This window comes from Ensifer sp. Root31, from assembly GCF_001424825.1.
Classification (GTDB): Bacteria; Pseudomonadota; Alphaproteobacteria; order Rhizobiales; family Rhizobiaceae; genus Ensifer; species Ensifer canadensis.
In genome coordinates this window covers 1-12,913 of record NZ_LMCO01000003.1, presented here as the reverse complement: position 1 = coordinate 12,913, position 12,913 = coordinate 1, and the positions used below count along the sequence as shown (strand labels likewise).

Here is a 12,913-nt window from a genome sequence, read left to right as displayed (position 1 = left end):
CCGATGAAAATCCGCATCACACGCGGCGGCATCTTCGGCAAGGACGGCGAGATTGCCGTCGGTACCGAGCTTGACGTCAAGGAAGAGCCGAAGGGTTGGGCTGGCCGGTATGAGGTCATTTCCGGCGGTGGCAAGAACAAGGAAGCAGTCACCGGCGATGGTGGCGGCGAACCCAAGACGGCGGCCGATGTCCTGAAGATGGCAACCGACGGCAGCCAGTTCATGGCGTTCAAGGCAGCAGCGACTAAGCTGCTCGGCGAGAAGACGCCGGCCAACAAGGCGGACATCGTTGCCGCCCTCGAAGACCTGGCAACCCAGCCGTAAGGGGCAATCATGGCAGGCTATGGTGAAGACAGCACGTTTCAGGCGTGGCTGACAGAGAACGGCTACACGCTCCCTGGTGGTGCGCCGTCGCCTGCCGTCCTTCGCAATCGTGGGAGCCAGTATATCGACGCGGTATACGGCTCCCGTTTCGTCGGCCGCATTGCAGCCTATGACCAAGAACGCCAATGGCCACGCGAAGGCGCGATCGTCAGCGGAAAGTTGATCCCGTCCGACGTTGTGCCGGCGGCGGTCATCCATGCATCATTCTATGCTGCCTACCAGGAAGCGACGAAGCCCGGCAGCCTGTCTGTCGTAGGCTCCGGCGCCACCCGCGTGAAGCGGAAGAAGGTAGGCCAGCTTGAGGTGGAATATCAGAGCACGTCCAGCGAGAGCGAGACGGGCGCTGACCTCACCCCCATCATTTCAGTCGTCGATGGCATGTTGGCGCCGTTCCTGCGCGACGACAGCCTCGTCTGCATCGGAATAAGATCGGTTGGCTAAGTCCAATCTTGTGAAGCTCGGCTTATCAGCGTCACGCCTTGAGCTTCAGGGACTCTGCCCATTTATTTGGTACGCCAGCGAAGTGGTCGCGGAGTCTGTCCTCAACGTGTTCGGGGTCCCAGACTGCCGTTCGCTCGAGACCCTCGCATTCATCACGCGTTGCCGGCCTTTCTTGGCCATCAACGTAGACGTAAAGTTTCTGACTGATGGCGTCCTGCTTAAACGTCTTTATGGGTACTTGGAGCTCCTCCTCCAATGGCAGGTGACCGATCACTTGCCATCGACCACTCGTAACCGCGCGGTTCATAACTGCCAGCTTGAGTATCACTTTTCGCGAGACAAGTTCCTCGATCTTCAGCGTCTCCCTTGAGCACGCGTCATAAAAGGCCAAGTACGGCTCCCGCAAAACCCTGGCAAAGCAATAGGCATCATCCTTCAGTTTGATCACCACAAAGTCACCTGTCAGAGCCTGCTTCTTTGCCATCAATACCAAATCCTTCTCTAGCGGTGAGATAGGAGCATATCGTTTGGCCACTTTCAATTATCAGGAGTTGCAGGCCACAGCCGCTGAGCTCATCGAAGAGTTCGGCCAGGCGGGCGCGGTCATGCGCTCAACGCCTCCGGATACTGTCTACGGCGGCGAGCCTGTGGTGACGTCCTACCCGGCAACGCTCGTCCCGATGGCCTACGAGGCCCGCTACATAGACGGAACGGTCATCCGCACCGGCGACATGCAGATTTACATTTCGACTGTCGGTCTCGCGATCGAGCCCACCGTCGGCGACATCGTCACTGCCAACGGTACCGACTACGCCATCGTGAATGGCGATCCGAACAAGTTCGACGGCATCACGAACGTTGTTTTCATCGTCCAGGGGCGAACAGCATTTTAGCCCCGCTCAAGCAAGTCCCGGATCGGGTCGGCAACCAAATCGAGGGCATTTGCGATCGTCTGGGTAACCGGATCCAGCGGGCCGATAAACGCTTGAAACATGATGCCGACGATCAGCAAAACCAAGCCCGCGCGAGCCAAGCCATGCGCGTAGAAAGCCAATGGAATGAAAACGAGCAACAAGAGGATCATACGCGCCCTGAGATTGCCAGCTAACGGTCTGTGGTTAGCCACCATCATAATCCTTCCGGCCGGCCAAAAAACGAGAATCGTATGACATTCGACGAATTGCTCGCCATATACGAACCACGCCTTGCCGCGGCATTTCGAGAGGCGGTGGACGACATCAAGTCGAGTATCATCCTCGCGCGTGTCGTCGAACGCCTCGAACGCGGCGATGTGAACGACGCGATCGAGGCCATGCAGCTTGAGCCCGAGGCTTTCTCTGCACTCGAAATCGCACTGCAAGAGGCTTTCAACGCCGGCGGCACGAATTCGGTCGGCGAACTGCCGAGGGTGATGGATCCGCAGGGCAATCGCGTCATCTGGCGCTTTGGTGTCCGCAATCCGGTTGCCGAGGCGATCCTGCGTGATCTGTCTTCGACCCTGGTCACGCACATCACCGAGGATCAACGGCAGGGTGTTCGCCAGGCATTGGAACAAGGGCTTGCCCGAGGAGCAAATCCGCGTGCTACCGCACTTGATGTGGTCGGGCGTCAGAACCGTATCACCGGTCGGCGAGAGGGTGGCGTCATTGGCCTGACCCGCTACCAGATCGAGTTTATCGACCGGGCCCGGGGCAACCTCGCATCCGGCGATCCGGAGCTGATGAAGAAGTATTTCGAGCTCAAGACCCGCGACAAGCGTTTTGACCGCAGCGTGTCGGCTGCCATTCGGGAGGGCAAGCCGGTCACCGGCGAAGCGTTGACCAGGATCATCGGACGGCTCAACGACAAGAACCTGTTGCTCCGCGGCGAGATGCTGGCCCGCACCGAGACCATGATGGCGCTCGGCTCGGCGCGTAACGAGGCGATGCGGCAGCAGATCGAGTCCGGCAAGGTGCAGGCGCAGGACGTCACCAAGATATGGCGATCGGCCGGCGACAGTCGAGTTCGGCATACTCACCGTGTCTTGAACGGCAAGGGCGTCGGCGTTGACGAGGTGTTTCAGAGCCCATCGGGTGCACTGCTTCGCTATCCCGGCGACCCGCGCGCGCCGATCATGGAAAAGTCCGGCTGCCGCTGCTGGTTGGAATACAAGATCGACTACATCGGCGCGGTCGTGCGTCGCTACCGAGCCGAGGCGGCCTAATGGCGACGCTCTCGTTCAGCGCGGCTGTTGCACAGTGGGCGGACAAGGTCGATGGCGCAGTCGAGGCTGTGTTCAAAGAGGCTACTCAAGAGGTCGTCGAGGAGATGCAGAAGCCGACCGGGCAGGGCGGGCGCATGCGCGTTGACACCGGCTTTCTCCGGGCGTCGCTCCTCGCTTCTACCTCGGCGATGCCCTCGATCGTTCCTGGCAAGAACCCGGCGCCCGGCTCTGGGCCCAACAGCTATGCGACGAGCTTCGACCAGGTCGAGGCGGTTATCGCCGGAGCCGATATCGGGGACACGCTCCATTTCGGCTACACCGCCGCATATGCCGGGCACCGTGAATATGGCTCGAACGGCCAGCCGGCCGATGGCTTCGTTCGCCTGGCCGCTCAGAACTGGCCGATTATCGTGGATCGAAAGGCTGCCGAGCTGAAGGCCCGGCTGGGTCTTTGATCGCGGCGTTGGTATCGATGTTCTTTTCAATCGCTGCCAGCAAACCAAGCTGAAGCATCGTCAGCGCTTTCCGGGCGGCCTTGAGAGAGGTGTCGCCTCGCACTGTTGCGGCGCTATCCCGGCCCAATGCCAGCAGTGCCGCATGGATGCGCTCATACACTTCATCGTCGCTGAGAGGCGGCTTTTCAGACATAGGCAATCGATACATGGCCGTTGGTTCCGACGCAATCATCTTCAAAGCGCTCACCAATCGACTGCGCGCGATGCCGCAGGTGCTGCCAATCGCCGGGCCGAACGTCGTGTTCCCGGTCGCTGGGCAGCCATTGCCGCCAAAGTACCTGCGCCTTGCCTTCATGCCCAACCAGACGCGCCAGGTGACTATGGGCGACGATCCGCAACAGAAGCGCGGGTTGCTTCAGGTCTCGGTGGTTTGGCCGGTCGGGCAGGGGATCATCGGCGCCCTCGAAGTCGTCGACCAGGTCATCGACCACTTCAAGAACCAAACGCTATTCGCCTCTGGCGTGAGGATCACGATCAGCAGCGAGCCATGGGCGGCAGGCCCGCTCCAAGAGAGTGAACGGGTCCAGATCCCGATCACCATCCCCTACCACGCCTTCGAACCGGAGAACTAACATGGCAAACAAGGCAACGAAGAAGGGCAGCAAGGTCTATGTTTGCGCGCTCGCCCAGAATACCGATCTCATCCAGTCCGCCTTTGTAGCGCTGACCTGGGTGCAGGTTGGCAAGGTCGGAAATGTCGGTGATTTCGGCGCCGACAGCACCATGAACAGCTACAACACGCTCGACGAGCCGGTGACCCAGAAACAGAAGGGCACCGCGAACGCCGGCGATCCTCAAATCGAGGTCGCTTCGGTCTTCGACGATGCGGGGCAGATGATCCTGCGCACCTTCGGCGACCCGCTCAATCTCGACAATATGGCCATCAAGATCGAGCGCAACGATGGCGGCGCCGGCAAGACGAATACCATCTTCTACAGCCGCGGCGTTGTTTCTGGCCCGCTCTACCCGGGCGGCGGCTCTGACGACTTCGAACTCGAACGCTTCACGATCGGCCTCAACCAGCTGCCGATCCGCGTCAATCCGACCCCCATCCCGTAATCTGAGGTGAAAACATGGACATTTCCAAGCTCGTCAATTCCGAAGACCTTTTCGAACTGAAGCTCACCGGCCCGGACACCGACGAGCTCATCGGCATCCGCTTCATGATCCGTTCGGCCGAAAGCGACGCGGTCAAGCGTGTCGTTCGCCAGCACAGCGACAAGTTCCTTGCCAGTCGCAAGAAGAAACTGACGTCCAGCAAGGTCGAGGCCGAATATCTTGACAAGGCCGCCGCCTCCGTCGCCTCCTGGGATTGGGGTGATCACGATTGGAAGGGCGCCAAGCCGGAATGCACGTTTGAGCAGGTGCGCGAGGTGCTCGAAGAAGCTGGCTGGATCTATGACCAGATCGCCGCCGCATCGGAGGATCGGGCAAATTTTACGAAGAGCTCGGCGAAGCCCTAGCCGAGGCGGTCGCTGTTGTCGCTCGCTACGATAGCGTCCGCGACAAGGATGGCGAGACGAGGCGCGAGCGCAACGAGGCGTTTGAGACGGAAAGCCCGGAAGCCGAGGTGCCGGACCACGGCGCCTTTATCTGGGATTGGTTCTGGGAACTTCGGCAGTCGCAGCCGCCGGGGTTCTCTGGTCCGGTACCCGTTTCCAACCTGGAATTGATAGCTTGGTGTCAGGTGACCGGAAACATTGTCAGCAGGGAGGAAGCCGCGATCCTCAAGGCGATGGACGCAAAGTTCTGCACTGAGATCGAGAAGGAGAGTGAGGCGATCAGAGCAAGAGAAACTGCAAACTAACTGGTCGACGGCCCTATCTTGTTAGCCTTGGGTTTTTCTTTCAGTTCGGCGACGCGCGCGCGGATCTTTTCCAACAACTCACGCGCTTGTTTCTGGACATTCAACGCCTTCTCGATTGCCTCGTCGGAGCCATAAATGGCGATAGAACCCGCAATACGGTCAATGTTCCGAAGTTGGGTTTCTGTTTTGCGCTCAATCTTCCGGAGTTCGGTGACGCTGGCCGCCGCGTCAGCGGAAGCCGCCAACGCAGCGATGATTTTCGGTTCGTCGGAGACAAACTGCTCGCGCTGCTCTTCTTCTTTCTGGCGGCGCTCTTCACGACGCTGCTCCGGCAACGATTGGACAGTCTCATACGGTTCGGAAAAATACGGTTCGCGTCGATCGTTCGGGTCACCGATGGTGAATTTCCATCCACCATCGGACTCGAACACGGTCACGTGTTTGCCGTGGTAAATCTGCGTCGGGTTTCCCTTCTCGGAGGCGCCCCACTCCTGCAGAATAGCCTGCGGTTTTTTGTGGGCTTTAGAAGGTCTCGACTTCTGAAATAAATAAACAGCAACACCTGCTGCAACCAATAGGACTAACCAAAAAATGCCAGCCTCCATCCGTGTGTGTCACCTTCCATCAAGTGAAACATGCGAGTTGATAAATGTCGAGGTTCTAATATCCGCCTGAGCGAGTTGAAGCGCTTCGCGAAACTTTCCCGGTGTGATCGTATAACTCGCCAACACGAGCGCCATCGCAGCGGCCGCAGCGATCCGCTCCGGAATGTGTATACGCAAGATTTTCCCGCAGTTCCCTAGGGGATAATGTCACAACTTTTCGAGGAGTCGAGTCGCCTACTTAAACTGTTCCTTGGTGCCATCGTCGTAGAATTAGTTGTAGGGCTGATACATCGAACCGCCCCATACGCGCACCTTCGGGAACGTGGCTTTTGCCGCTTCCTTGGCCTCGTCAAGCTTTTTGCTGAGGTCGGCATTGGAAACCGCATCAAACACAGGATCGTCAAGCTTCGAGCCCGCTGGCAGAGATTCTTTGAGGTCTAGCGCGGCGCCCACAGCTTCCGTCACGCATGCTGCTGCGCCTATGACATTGCCTTCGTTCCTTTCAGCACATTTCGTTCGCAATGGCTGAGCGGCGACCGGGTACAGTTTATCGAAGGTGTCCAGCGTCTTGATGGCGACGTGCGCATTGGGCAAACACTCGGCGACAGCGACAAAGTTGCCCGTGGTCGCCTTGCAATAGTCCACGGCTCTGGGGTCTGCTTTCTCTCCGGACGCGTTGGCCGGAATGCCCACGCTCATCATCAAAATTGCGATCGCAACCATAGTGCTGCGCATGAATCATCCTCCGATTGAACCGGCAGGACGATAGCGCACGTTCTTTGAAAAGGAAAAGCGATGACGGATGTCGCAACACTTGGACTGAAAGTCGAAAGTGGATCAGTCGAAAAAGGAACGCAGGCGCTCAATCAGCTGTCGGGAGCGGCGGCTCGCGCAGAAGCCGCAGCGAATGGACTTTCGGGGGCCAATCGTGGTGCTACCGGCGCGGCGGCCGCCGCCGCAAAGGCGTATGCGACCGAGGGAGCCGCCGCAGCTTCCGCATCCAAGCAAATCGAGATGATGGACCGCGCGGCGAACCAGAACGGCAGGGGTGCAGGTGGCCGCGGGAATCTGGCGAACATTGCCGCCCAGTTCCAGGACATCGCGGTCAGCGCTCAGATGGGCATGGGGCCGATGCAAATCGCGCTTCAACAGGGGACGCAGCTTGCGGCTGTGCTCGCGACGATGGAGAATCCCGTGAAGGGGCTTGGGCAGGCCTTCTTGTCGGTCCTTTCGCCGGTGAGCCTCGTAACTATCGGCGTCATTGCGCTTGTCTCCGCACTATTGCAGTTCGTGAATTGGTCAAAGCTTGCCCAATCTGCGCTAATCGCCCTGGCTGACGTGCTCGAACCCATAGCTCCATACGCGGTGGCCGCAGCGGCGGCCCTGACGTTAATTTATGCGCCAGCGATCGTCGGCGGCATCGTCACCTTGATAGCATTTCTGGGTAGACTGGTTGTCCAACTCGGGATCCTAGCTGGCGCGTTCATCCTGGCTAACCCCGCTCTCGCCTTCGTTGCTGGCATAGCGGCAGCTGTCGCCGCGGCTAACATCTTCCGCGATGAGCTCGCCGAGATCTTTGGGCGTGACATTGTGGCCGATGCGAAGAACGCTATCAACTTTGTGATCGGCTCATTCGTCGGTGGGTTCAATGCCATCAAGGCCGTCTGGGAAAAGCTGCCGGCTGCCCTCGGTGACGTTGTCTATTCCACCGCACAGGGTGTGGTAAAAGCTGTCCAGGCCATGGTGCAAACCACCGTCGACGGCATCAACAACCTCATAAACAAGTATGCACTGTGGTCAGCGTCCATTGGGCGTCCGCTTAAGAACTACAACAGCATGATCATCGAGCCGATCGAGTTCGGTAACATTATGAATCCTTACGAAGGTGCGGCCGGCGGAGCACTGAAGACCGCTCTCGACGAAATGAAAGCTGCCCAAGGAACAGACTTCGTCGGCAAAGGTATCGAGGCTATTGGCGAGTACGCCTCAACTGCAGCTGGAAAGATCAAGGACCTAGCCAAGGGTCTGACCGACGTCGACGAAAAGTCGAAGAAGCGGGCCGGCGGCAAGAGCGACCTCGAAAAATACGATGACATCGTCAAGGGCGCCGAACGGCAGATTGCTGCGCTCGAGGCGGAGCGGGATGCCCTCGGCCTGACGGAAGAAGCCGCGGCAGCCCTGCGCTATGAAACTCAGTTCCTGAACGAGGCGCAGCAGCGCGGCATCTCGCTTACGGACGCGCAGAAGAGTGAACTATCCGCGCTCGCCCAGGTTATGGCTTCCGTCGAGGCCGAAACCATCCGCATGGGCGAGGCGATCGAGTTCTCGAAGATGCTCACCCATAGCTTCTTCGACGACTTCTTCGCGGGGCTTGAGCGGGGCAAGTCGGTTTGGGAATCGTTCGGCGAGGCAGCTTTGGGCGTGCTCGACAGGATTGCCGACAAGCTGCTGACCGACGTCATCGACGCCGTGTTTGAAGTTGGCAACGCCGGCAAGGGTGCTGGCGGCGGCGGTCTGCTGAGTCTGCTCGGCGGTTTGTTCGGCGGTGGCAAGACGGCCGTCGATCCGTGGGCCGGTCTCCGCGGTTACGCGAGCGGCACGTCTTCGGCTCGCCCGGGCGTTGCCTGGGTCGGCGAGAAGGGGCCCGAGCTCGTTCGGTTCAAGGGCGGCGAGCAAGTCATTCCAAACCATCGCGTGCATAGTGCGGCGAACACGAACGTTGCGCCGTCGAGCACCCCTACCACTCAGTCGCAGCCAACGCAGGTCGTGCTTCGCGTCATTGGTGAGGAGGGGCCGATGTTCCGACCTACGATCCGCTCGGAGAGCGAGAATGTGACCATCGAGAACCTCCGGGCGTACGAGCAGGGCAAGCGGAATCAGTATGAAAACGGCGGCGAGGCTTACTGATGCCTGATCCCATTTTGCTTCCGATTTTCGGCGATGGAAGAAAGGATTGGGTAGAATGCAGGTTCGACCCGATCCAGCCACGCAATAGCGATCAGATGGAAGGCCGCCGAACGGAGAGCCAAACGTTCGGGACGCCGTATTGGGTTGCCAACTACGTGACGCGCCCGCTGCTGCGTCCTGAGTTCGGCGCCATGGATGCTTTCATGATGCAGCTCGACGATCACGGGCAGACGTTTCTGGCACATGATGTTTTCCGCCCACGACCCATCGCCCACGACAAAGGTTTTCCACTTTCTGGCAGCAAAGCTGGGGGCGGTGCATTCAATGGCAATGCGGTTCTGCAATCGATCACGAACCCCGTCACGATCGTGGTTTCAGGTCTTCCGGCTGGCTTCCAGCTATCCCGCGGGGACTATGTCGAAATCAGGAAAAGCCCGCTTGCCCGTTCACTGCACCGGATCATCGCACCTGCAATTGCAAACGCCGGCGGCGTCGCAACGCTATCGATCCGATACGCTCTGGATACCGGCAATTTCAACACGTCCTGCACTGTCCATTTCGAGAAGCCGTCCTGCACCATGCAGATTGATCCCGGTAGCTACGACGGCAAAAAATCTTGGGCCAACCGCTCGCCCTCGTTTACCGCGACTGAGGTATTCTTCTCATGAGTATCCTTGATCCCGCTGTCATTGCCGCGCTCGAAAGTGGCAATATCTCCCGCATCGATCTGATCCGCTTCGATCTGCCCGGCCGCGAACCAGTTGGCTACCATCGCGGCGGGCGCCCCTTTACGTATAACGGCCTCAAATACCTGCCGAACCGCTACCTGCAGCAAGGCGAGATGCGCAGCGCCCTCGGCGCTTCCGTGACCAGTCGAACAATCCGATTTTCTAACATTCCGGTTACGGACCCGGCCGACGCGATGGCTGTCGTCGAGCAGTATGATTATCCCAATGCTCCCGTGATCGTGACGCACCTGGTTGGCGCGCCGAACATTCCGGTTACGGACCCGGCCGACGCGATGGCTGTCGTCGAGCAGTATGATTATCCCAATGCTCCCGTGATCGTGACGCACCTGGTTGGCGCGCCGAACTCCAACCAAGTCATCGGCGTGCTGGCGTCGAGCATCTACGAAATCGACAATGTGACCTACGACACCGGCGCGGCCGATGAGAACGGCACGSGCACGCTGTCGCTGACCATCGAGCTGCAGCCACCGGGTCGCTCGGCCCGTGGGCAAACGCTAGTCAAGCGGAGCCTCGCTGAGCAGCAATTTGACAATGACGAAACCGACACGGGCCTCGAATACGTGGCGACGGTCGGCACCATCCCCGAAGAGTGGGGACAGGTTTCGAGGTAACCATGAACCGCTTTCGCATTGTCGAGGCCACGCTGACGCGTGAGCTATCGACCCCCTATGCCTATGGCCCGGCCGATTGTTTCCACCTCGGCTGCGCCATGGCGGACGCACTGCACGGCGTCTCTCTCGTCGAGAAGTATCGGGGGGCATACCGGACGCTGCCAGGTGCACAACGCGCACTGCGGCGTCGCGGGTTTTCGAGCCTCGTCGACTTCTTCGCGGCCGAGCTGGGGCAGGAGCCCGCCGGCGGCGCCTCGGCCCGCTTCGGAGATCTCGTCATACTTCGCCTGGCTGACGGCGCCGAGCATGTCGGCATCTGCCTCGGCCTGCGCTTCATCACCAAAACCGAGAAGGGGCGTTCTGATCGCGGCCTTTCCGACGTCATCGCAACGTTCCATCTCGGATAAGTCTTTCCATGGCAATTTTCACTGGTATCGGCGCGGCTATCGGGACGCTGTTCGGCTCTGCCCTGGTTGGCAAGATTGTCGGCGGCGCGCTCGCCTTCGGCGCGAAGTTCGCTTTCGCCAAGGTCAAGCAGAGCCAGCAGAACAAGCAAAAGTTCACTGCGGTTCAGGGGCAGGTGCAGATGGGCGGAGACGTGCCGGCGAGCACGCTCTATGGCACCGGCAAGACGAAGGGCCACCGCGTCTTTTATGCCAAGTGGGACAAAGGCAACAAACTGAACGCCCATGTCTTCGTTCTGGCGAGCGGCTGGTGCGACGGTCTGGAACCCCATGTCTTTATGTACGGCCAGAAACACAATCTTGTCGCCCAGGCAACGATCGGCAACGAGGTCGCGCGCTATGGCGTAGAGGGCTTCATCGACGGTGACGGCAACAGTTCCGTCTCCATCCGCTTCTATGACGGTCGGCCGGGCCAGGGCGTCGACCAGCGCCTCGTCGACGTGACTGCCGGCCTCGGCAACAAATGGAAGGCGACGAGCCGCCTGAGCGGCCTCTGCTATGTCGTCGTCGAGCTCTACTATCATCTGCAGTTCTTCCGCGACGCCGGCAAGGGGCGTCCGGACATCGAGTTCGTGCTGCGAGGATTGCGCGAATACGATCCGACGAAGGATTCGACCGTCGCCGGCGGCGTCGGTCCGCAGCGCATCGATGATCCTTCGACCTGGGTGCACACGCTCGTGCCGGCGATCCACAGGCTGAACTACCAGCTCGGCCTGCGTGGCCTTCGTTCCGGCCGCACGATCGTTGGCGAGGGCAAGTCGCTCGGCCAGCTCGATCTGCCGTCGTATTTCGCGGCGATCAACTATTGCCGTACGTTGCGCAAGGGCAAACCGACCTATCAATGCTCGCTGTGGGTCGACAGTGATACCGATCATACGGAAGCCCTTTCCGCATTCGACGACGCCATGGCTGGCTACGCGATCAACCGGCGCGGTCTGTCGGGTGTCATCGTCGGGGCGCCGCAGATCCCCGTGCTGGACATCACGCCGACCGATATCCCGGTGAAGCGGGCCAAGCAGAAACAGCTGCGCAAGTCGGCGTTCGCGCTGTTCAATCACCTCTCCGGCCAGTTCACTTCGCCGGAAGCGATGTGGAAYCCGGAGAGCCTGAAGACGATTGTTGTCAATGCTGACGTCGCCGCCGACAAGCGGGCGCGGCAGACCTCGAACGACTTCCTGCAGGTGCATGATCCGGACATCGCGCAATACCTGCTGAACATCCGTTATCGGCAGAACCGAAAGGGTGGCTCAGCCACCGTTCCAGTTAGCCGGCGCGTTGGCTTCGCTGTTCAGGAGGGCGAATGGGTTACCTTCGAGGGCAAGACCTGGATGGTGATGGAATGGCAGCTCTCGGAAGCGTTTGAGGTCACCTTCGTTCTCGGGGAAGTGGGCGCCGACATTTACGACGATGGCGATATCGCGCCGGGGCCGATCGTCATTCCGCCTGTGCCGCCGATCAACCCGTCGCAGCTGTTCACTGTGCAGGGCTTTGACGTTTACGCCGGCATGATCGCTGGCGGGAACGGCTATGACGTGCCGGCGCTCGAATTCGTCTGGACCCCTCCGGACGATCCGACGATTACCTCGGTGATCTTCAACTATCGGGTCGAGGGTACGCTCGAAGAGTTTACCGACCAGAGTGCCGAGCCGGAACTGGGGCGGTATCGGACGACGAAAAACATCCTGTCGGAAAAGGTCTACGTCGCCAGGGCGACGATCACGACCATGCCGGACCGGTTGCGGAACTTCACGCCCTGGCGCACCACGTCGACGGCGACCGGGGCCCTCAATATTCAAGTCGGTCTCGGTCAGGTGCGCGACGATGTCAGGGATCGCTTCAAGGATCTTCAGGCCGAGATGGATGATTTCCTCCGGCCGCGCATTGAGGAGCTAACGACGGCCTTTTCGTTGCAAGGTGCTGTCGGGCAGATCCAGCGCGAGCAGATCCGCGCCGCAGTTGGGGATGCTGTCGCCGAGATTTCGGAAGAACGTCGAGTTCGTGCGTCCGAGACGGAGGCACTTGCGCAGATCCAGACCGTTCTTCAGGCGAGCCTTGGTACGACCAGTGCACGCTTGATCAGAGAAGAGACAACGCGTGCGAGCGCGGACGGTGCCCTTAGCAGTCAGATCACGCAGCTCTTCGCCGACACTGCCGGAAATGCCGCCGCTATCCAGACTGAAGCGACCGCACGGGCGAATGCCGACAGCGCATTGGCCGGCACGGTCAC

General features: G+C 59.9%; 19 protein-coding genes. 14 read left to right on the top strand and 5 right to left on the bottom strand.

Annotated features, from left to right (window positions below):
* Positions 1–3: 3 nt before the first annotated feature.
* Complete coding sequence (locus ASD00_RS04000) at positions 4–324, top strand: hypothetical protein (protein ID WP_057204867.1); 321 nt, start codon at positions 4–6, stop codon at positions 322–324.
* 9 nt (positions 325–333) lie between these two features.
* Entirely contained in the window at positions 334–825 is a 492-nt protein-coding gene (locus ASD00_RS03995) for a DnaT-like ssDNA-binding protein (protein ID WP_057204865.1), read from the top strand.
* 31 nt (positions 826–856) lie between these two features.
* Here ASD00_RS03995 and ASD00_RS38055 read toward each other — a convergent pair whose 3' ends face one another.
* On the bottom strand, positions 857–1,309 hold the full coding sequence (locus tag ASD00_RS38055) for an immunity 26/phosphotriesterase HocA family protein (protein ID WP_082523438.1): 453 nt from the start codon (positions 1,307–1,309) through the stop codon (positions 857–859).
* A 43-nt stretch (positions 1,310–1,352) separates the two neighbouring features.
* On the opposite strand from ASD00_RS38055, the gene ASD00_RS03985 reads away from it, so the two are divergent.
* Positions 1,353–1,718 (top strand): hypothetical protein, encoded by a 366-nt coding sequence (locus tag ASD00_RS03985; protein WP_057204862.1) that lies wholly within the window; start codon positions 1,353–1,355, stop codon positions 1,716–1,718.
* On the opposite strand, the gene ASD00_RS03980 is transcribed toward ASD00_RS03985, so the two are convergent.
* Positions 1,715–1,957 carry a hypothetical protein gene (locus ASD00_RS03980; protein ID WP_057204860.1) on the bottom strand — a complete coding sequence of 81 codons (243 nt, stop codon included), beginning with the start codon at positions 1,955–1,957 and terminating at the stop codon, positions 1,715–1,717. The genes ASD00_RS03985 and ASD00_RS03980 overlap by 4 nt on opposite strands.
* Positions 1,958–1,990: 33 nt before the next feature.
* Here ASD00_RS03980 and ASD00_RS03975 point away from each other — a divergent pair, with 33 nt between their 5' ends.
* The gene (locus ASD00_RS03975) at positions 1,991–3,028 is read left to right on the top strand and encodes a phage minor head protein (RefSeq protein WP_057204857.1); all 1,038 of its coding nucleotides are present in this window, start codon (positions 1,991–1,993) and stop codon (positions 3,026–3,028) included.
* Positions 3,028–3,483: a hypothetical protein gene (locus ASD00_RS03970; RefSeq protein ID WP_057204854.1), complete on the top strand. Its 456-nt coding sequence runs from the start codon at positions 3,028–3,030 to the stop codon at positions 3,481–3,483. The genes ASD00_RS03975 and ASD00_RS03970 overlap by 1 nt, the downstream gene beginning before the upstream one ends.
* Here ASD00_RS03970 and ASD00_RS39700 read toward each other — a convergent pair.
* Positions 3,434–3,691, bottom strand: a complete 258-nt coding sequence (locus tag ASD00_RS39700) for a hypothetical protein (RefSeq protein WP_156585450.1) — start codon at positions 3,689–3,691, stop codon at positions 3,434–3,436. The two genes, ASD00_RS03970 and ASD00_RS39700, sit on opposite strands and share 50 nt — an antisense overlap.
* Between ASD00_RS39700 and ASD00_RS03965 the strand changes: the two genes are divergently transcribed.
* The 4 genes from ASD00_RS03965 (at position 3,690) to ASD00_RS03950 (ending at position 5,350) form a co-directional block, all read left to right on the top strand.
* Positions 3,690–4,115, top strand: coding sequence for a phage tail terminator-like protein (locus ASD00_RS03965; protein ID WP_057204851.1), 426 nt, complete (start codon positions 3,690–3,692; stop codon positions 4,113–4,115). The genes ASD00_RS39700 and ASD00_RS03965 overlap by 2 nt on opposite strands.
* 1 nt (position 4,116) lies before the next feature.
* Positions 4,117–4,602 carry a hypothetical protein gene (locus ASD00_RS03960; RefSeq protein WP_057204848.1) on the top strand — a complete coding sequence of 162 codons (486 nt, stop codon included), beginning with the start codon at positions 4,117–4,119 and terminating at the stop codon, positions 4,600–4,602.
* 14 nt (positions 4,603–4,616) lie between these two features.
* Complete coding sequence (locus ASD00_RS03955; protein ID WP_057204846.1) at positions 4,617–5,006, top strand: hypothetical protein; 390 nt, start codon at positions 4,617–4,619, stop codon at positions 5,004–5,006.
* Positions 5,007–5,113: 107 nt separating this feature from the next.
* Positions 5,114–5,350: a hypothetical protein gene (locus tag ASD00_RS03950; RefSeq protein ID WP_057204844.1), complete on the top strand. Its 237-nt coding sequence runs from the start codon at positions 5,114–5,116 to the stop codon at positions 5,348–5,350.
* Here ASD00_RS03950 and ASD00_RS03945 read toward each other — a convergent pair.
* Positions 5,347–5,955, bottom strand: a complete 609-nt coding sequence (locus ASD00_RS03945; protein WP_057204842.1) for a hypothetical protein — start codon at positions 5,953–5,955, stop codon at positions 5,347–5,349. The genes ASD00_RS03950 and ASD00_RS03945 overlap by 4 nt on opposite strands.
* 270 nt (positions 5,956–6,225) lie before the next feature.
* The gene (locus ASD00_RS03940; protein ID WP_156585449.1) at positions 6,226–6,690 is read right to left on the bottom strand and encodes a hypothetical protein; all 465 of its coding nucleotides are present in this window, start codon (positions 6,688–6,690) and stop codon (positions 6,226–6,228) included.
* Between the two features lie 60 nt (positions 6,691–6,750).
* Here ASD00_RS03940 and ASD00_RS03935 point away from each other — a divergent pair, with 60 nt between their 5' ends.
* The 5 genes from ASD00_RS03935 to ASD00_RS03915 all read left to right on the top strand — a co-directional run.
* Complete coding sequence (locus ASD00_RS03935) at positions 6,751–8,862, top strand: phage tail length tape measure family protein (protein WP_057204837.1); 2,112 nt, start codon at positions 6,751–6,753, stop codon at positions 8,860–8,862.
* Entirely contained in the window at positions 8,862–9,530 is a 669-nt protein-coding gene (locus tag ASD00_RS03930; RefSeq protein ID WP_057204835.1) for a hypothetical protein, read from the top strand. Before ASD00_RS03935 ends, ASD00_RS03930 begins: the two co-directional genes overlap by 1 nt.
* Positions 9,527–10,222, top strand: a complete 696-nt coding sequence (locus ASD00_RS03925; RefSeq protein WP_057204833.1) for a DUF2163 domain-containing protein — start codon at positions 9,527–9,529, stop codon at positions 10,220–10,222. The genes ASD00_RS03930 and ASD00_RS03925 overlap by 4 nt, the downstream gene beginning before the upstream one ends.
* Before the next feature lie 2 nt (positions 10,223–10,224).
* Positions 10,225–10,629 carry a hypothetical protein gene (locus ASD00_RS03920; protein ID WP_057204831.1) on the top strand — a complete coding sequence of 135 codons (405 nt, stop codon included), beginning with the start codon at positions 10,225–10,227 and terminating at the stop codon, positions 10,627–10,629.
* Between the two features lie 8 nt (positions 10,630–10,637).
* A partial coding sequence (locus ASD00_RS03915) for a hypothetical protein (RefSeq protein ID WP_057204829.1) occupies positions 10,638–12,913 on the top strand: 2,276 nt, incomplete at its 3' end.

Coding starts and splice junctions, on each gene's coding strand:
- ASD00_RS04000 (WP_057204867.1), top strand. CDS start 4: ATGAAAATCCGCATCACACGCGGCGGCATCTTCGGCAAGGACGGCGAG.
- ASD00_RS03995 (WP_057204865.1), top strand. CDS start 334: ATGGCAGGCTATGGTGAAGACAGCACGTTTCAGGCGTGGCTGACAGAG.
- ASD00_RS38055 (WP_082523438.1), bottom strand. CDS start 1,309: ATGGCAAAGAAGCAGGCTCTGACAGGTGACTTTGTGGTGATCAAACTG.
- ASD00_RS03980 (WP_057204860.1), bottom strand. CDS start 1,957: ATGATGGTGGCTAACCACAGACCGTTAGCTGGCAATCTCAGGGCGCGT.
- ASD00_RS03975 (WP_057204857.1), top strand. CDS start 1,991: ATGACATTCGACGAATTGCTCGCCATATACGAACCACGCCTTGCCGCG.
- ASD00_RS03970 (WP_057204854.1), top strand. CDS start 3,028: ATGGCGACGCTCTCGTTCAGCGCGGCTGTTGCACAGTGGGCGGACAAG.
- ASD00_RS03965 (WP_057204851.1), top strand. CDS start 3,690: ATGGCCGTTGGTTCCGACGCAATCATCTTCAAAGCGCTCACCAATCGA.
- ASD00_RS39700 (WP_156585450.1), bottom strand. CDS start 3,691: ATGTATCGATTGCCTATGTCTGAAAAGCCGCCTCTCAGCGACGATGAA.
- ASD00_RS03960 (WP_057204848.1), top strand. CDS start 4,117: ATGGCAAACAAGGCAACGAAGAAGGGCAGCAAGGTCTATGTTTGCGCG.
- ASD00_RS03955 (WP_057204846.1), top strand. CDS start 4,617: ATGGACATTTCCAAGCTCGTCAATTCCGAAGACCTTTTCGAACTGAAG.
- ASD00_RS03945 (WP_057204842.1), bottom strand. CDS start 5,955: ATGGAGGCTGGCATTTTTTGGTTAGTCCTATTGGTTGCAGCAGGTGTT.
- ASD00_RS03940 (WP_156585449.1), bottom strand. CDS start 6,690: ATGCGCAGCACTATGGTTGCGATCGCAATTTTGATGATGAGCGTGGGC.
- ASD00_RS03935 (WP_057204837.1), top strand. CDS start 6,751: ATGACGGATGTCGCAACACTTGGACTGAAAGTCGAAAGTGGATCAGTC.
- ASD00_RS03930 (WP_057204835.1), top strand. CDS start 8,862: ATGCCTGATCCCATTTTGCTTCCGATTTTCGGCGATGGAAGAAAGGAT.
- ASD00_RS03920 (WP_057204831.1), top strand. CDS start 10,225: ATGAACCGCTTTCGCATTGTCGAGGCCACGCTGACGCGTGAGCTATCG.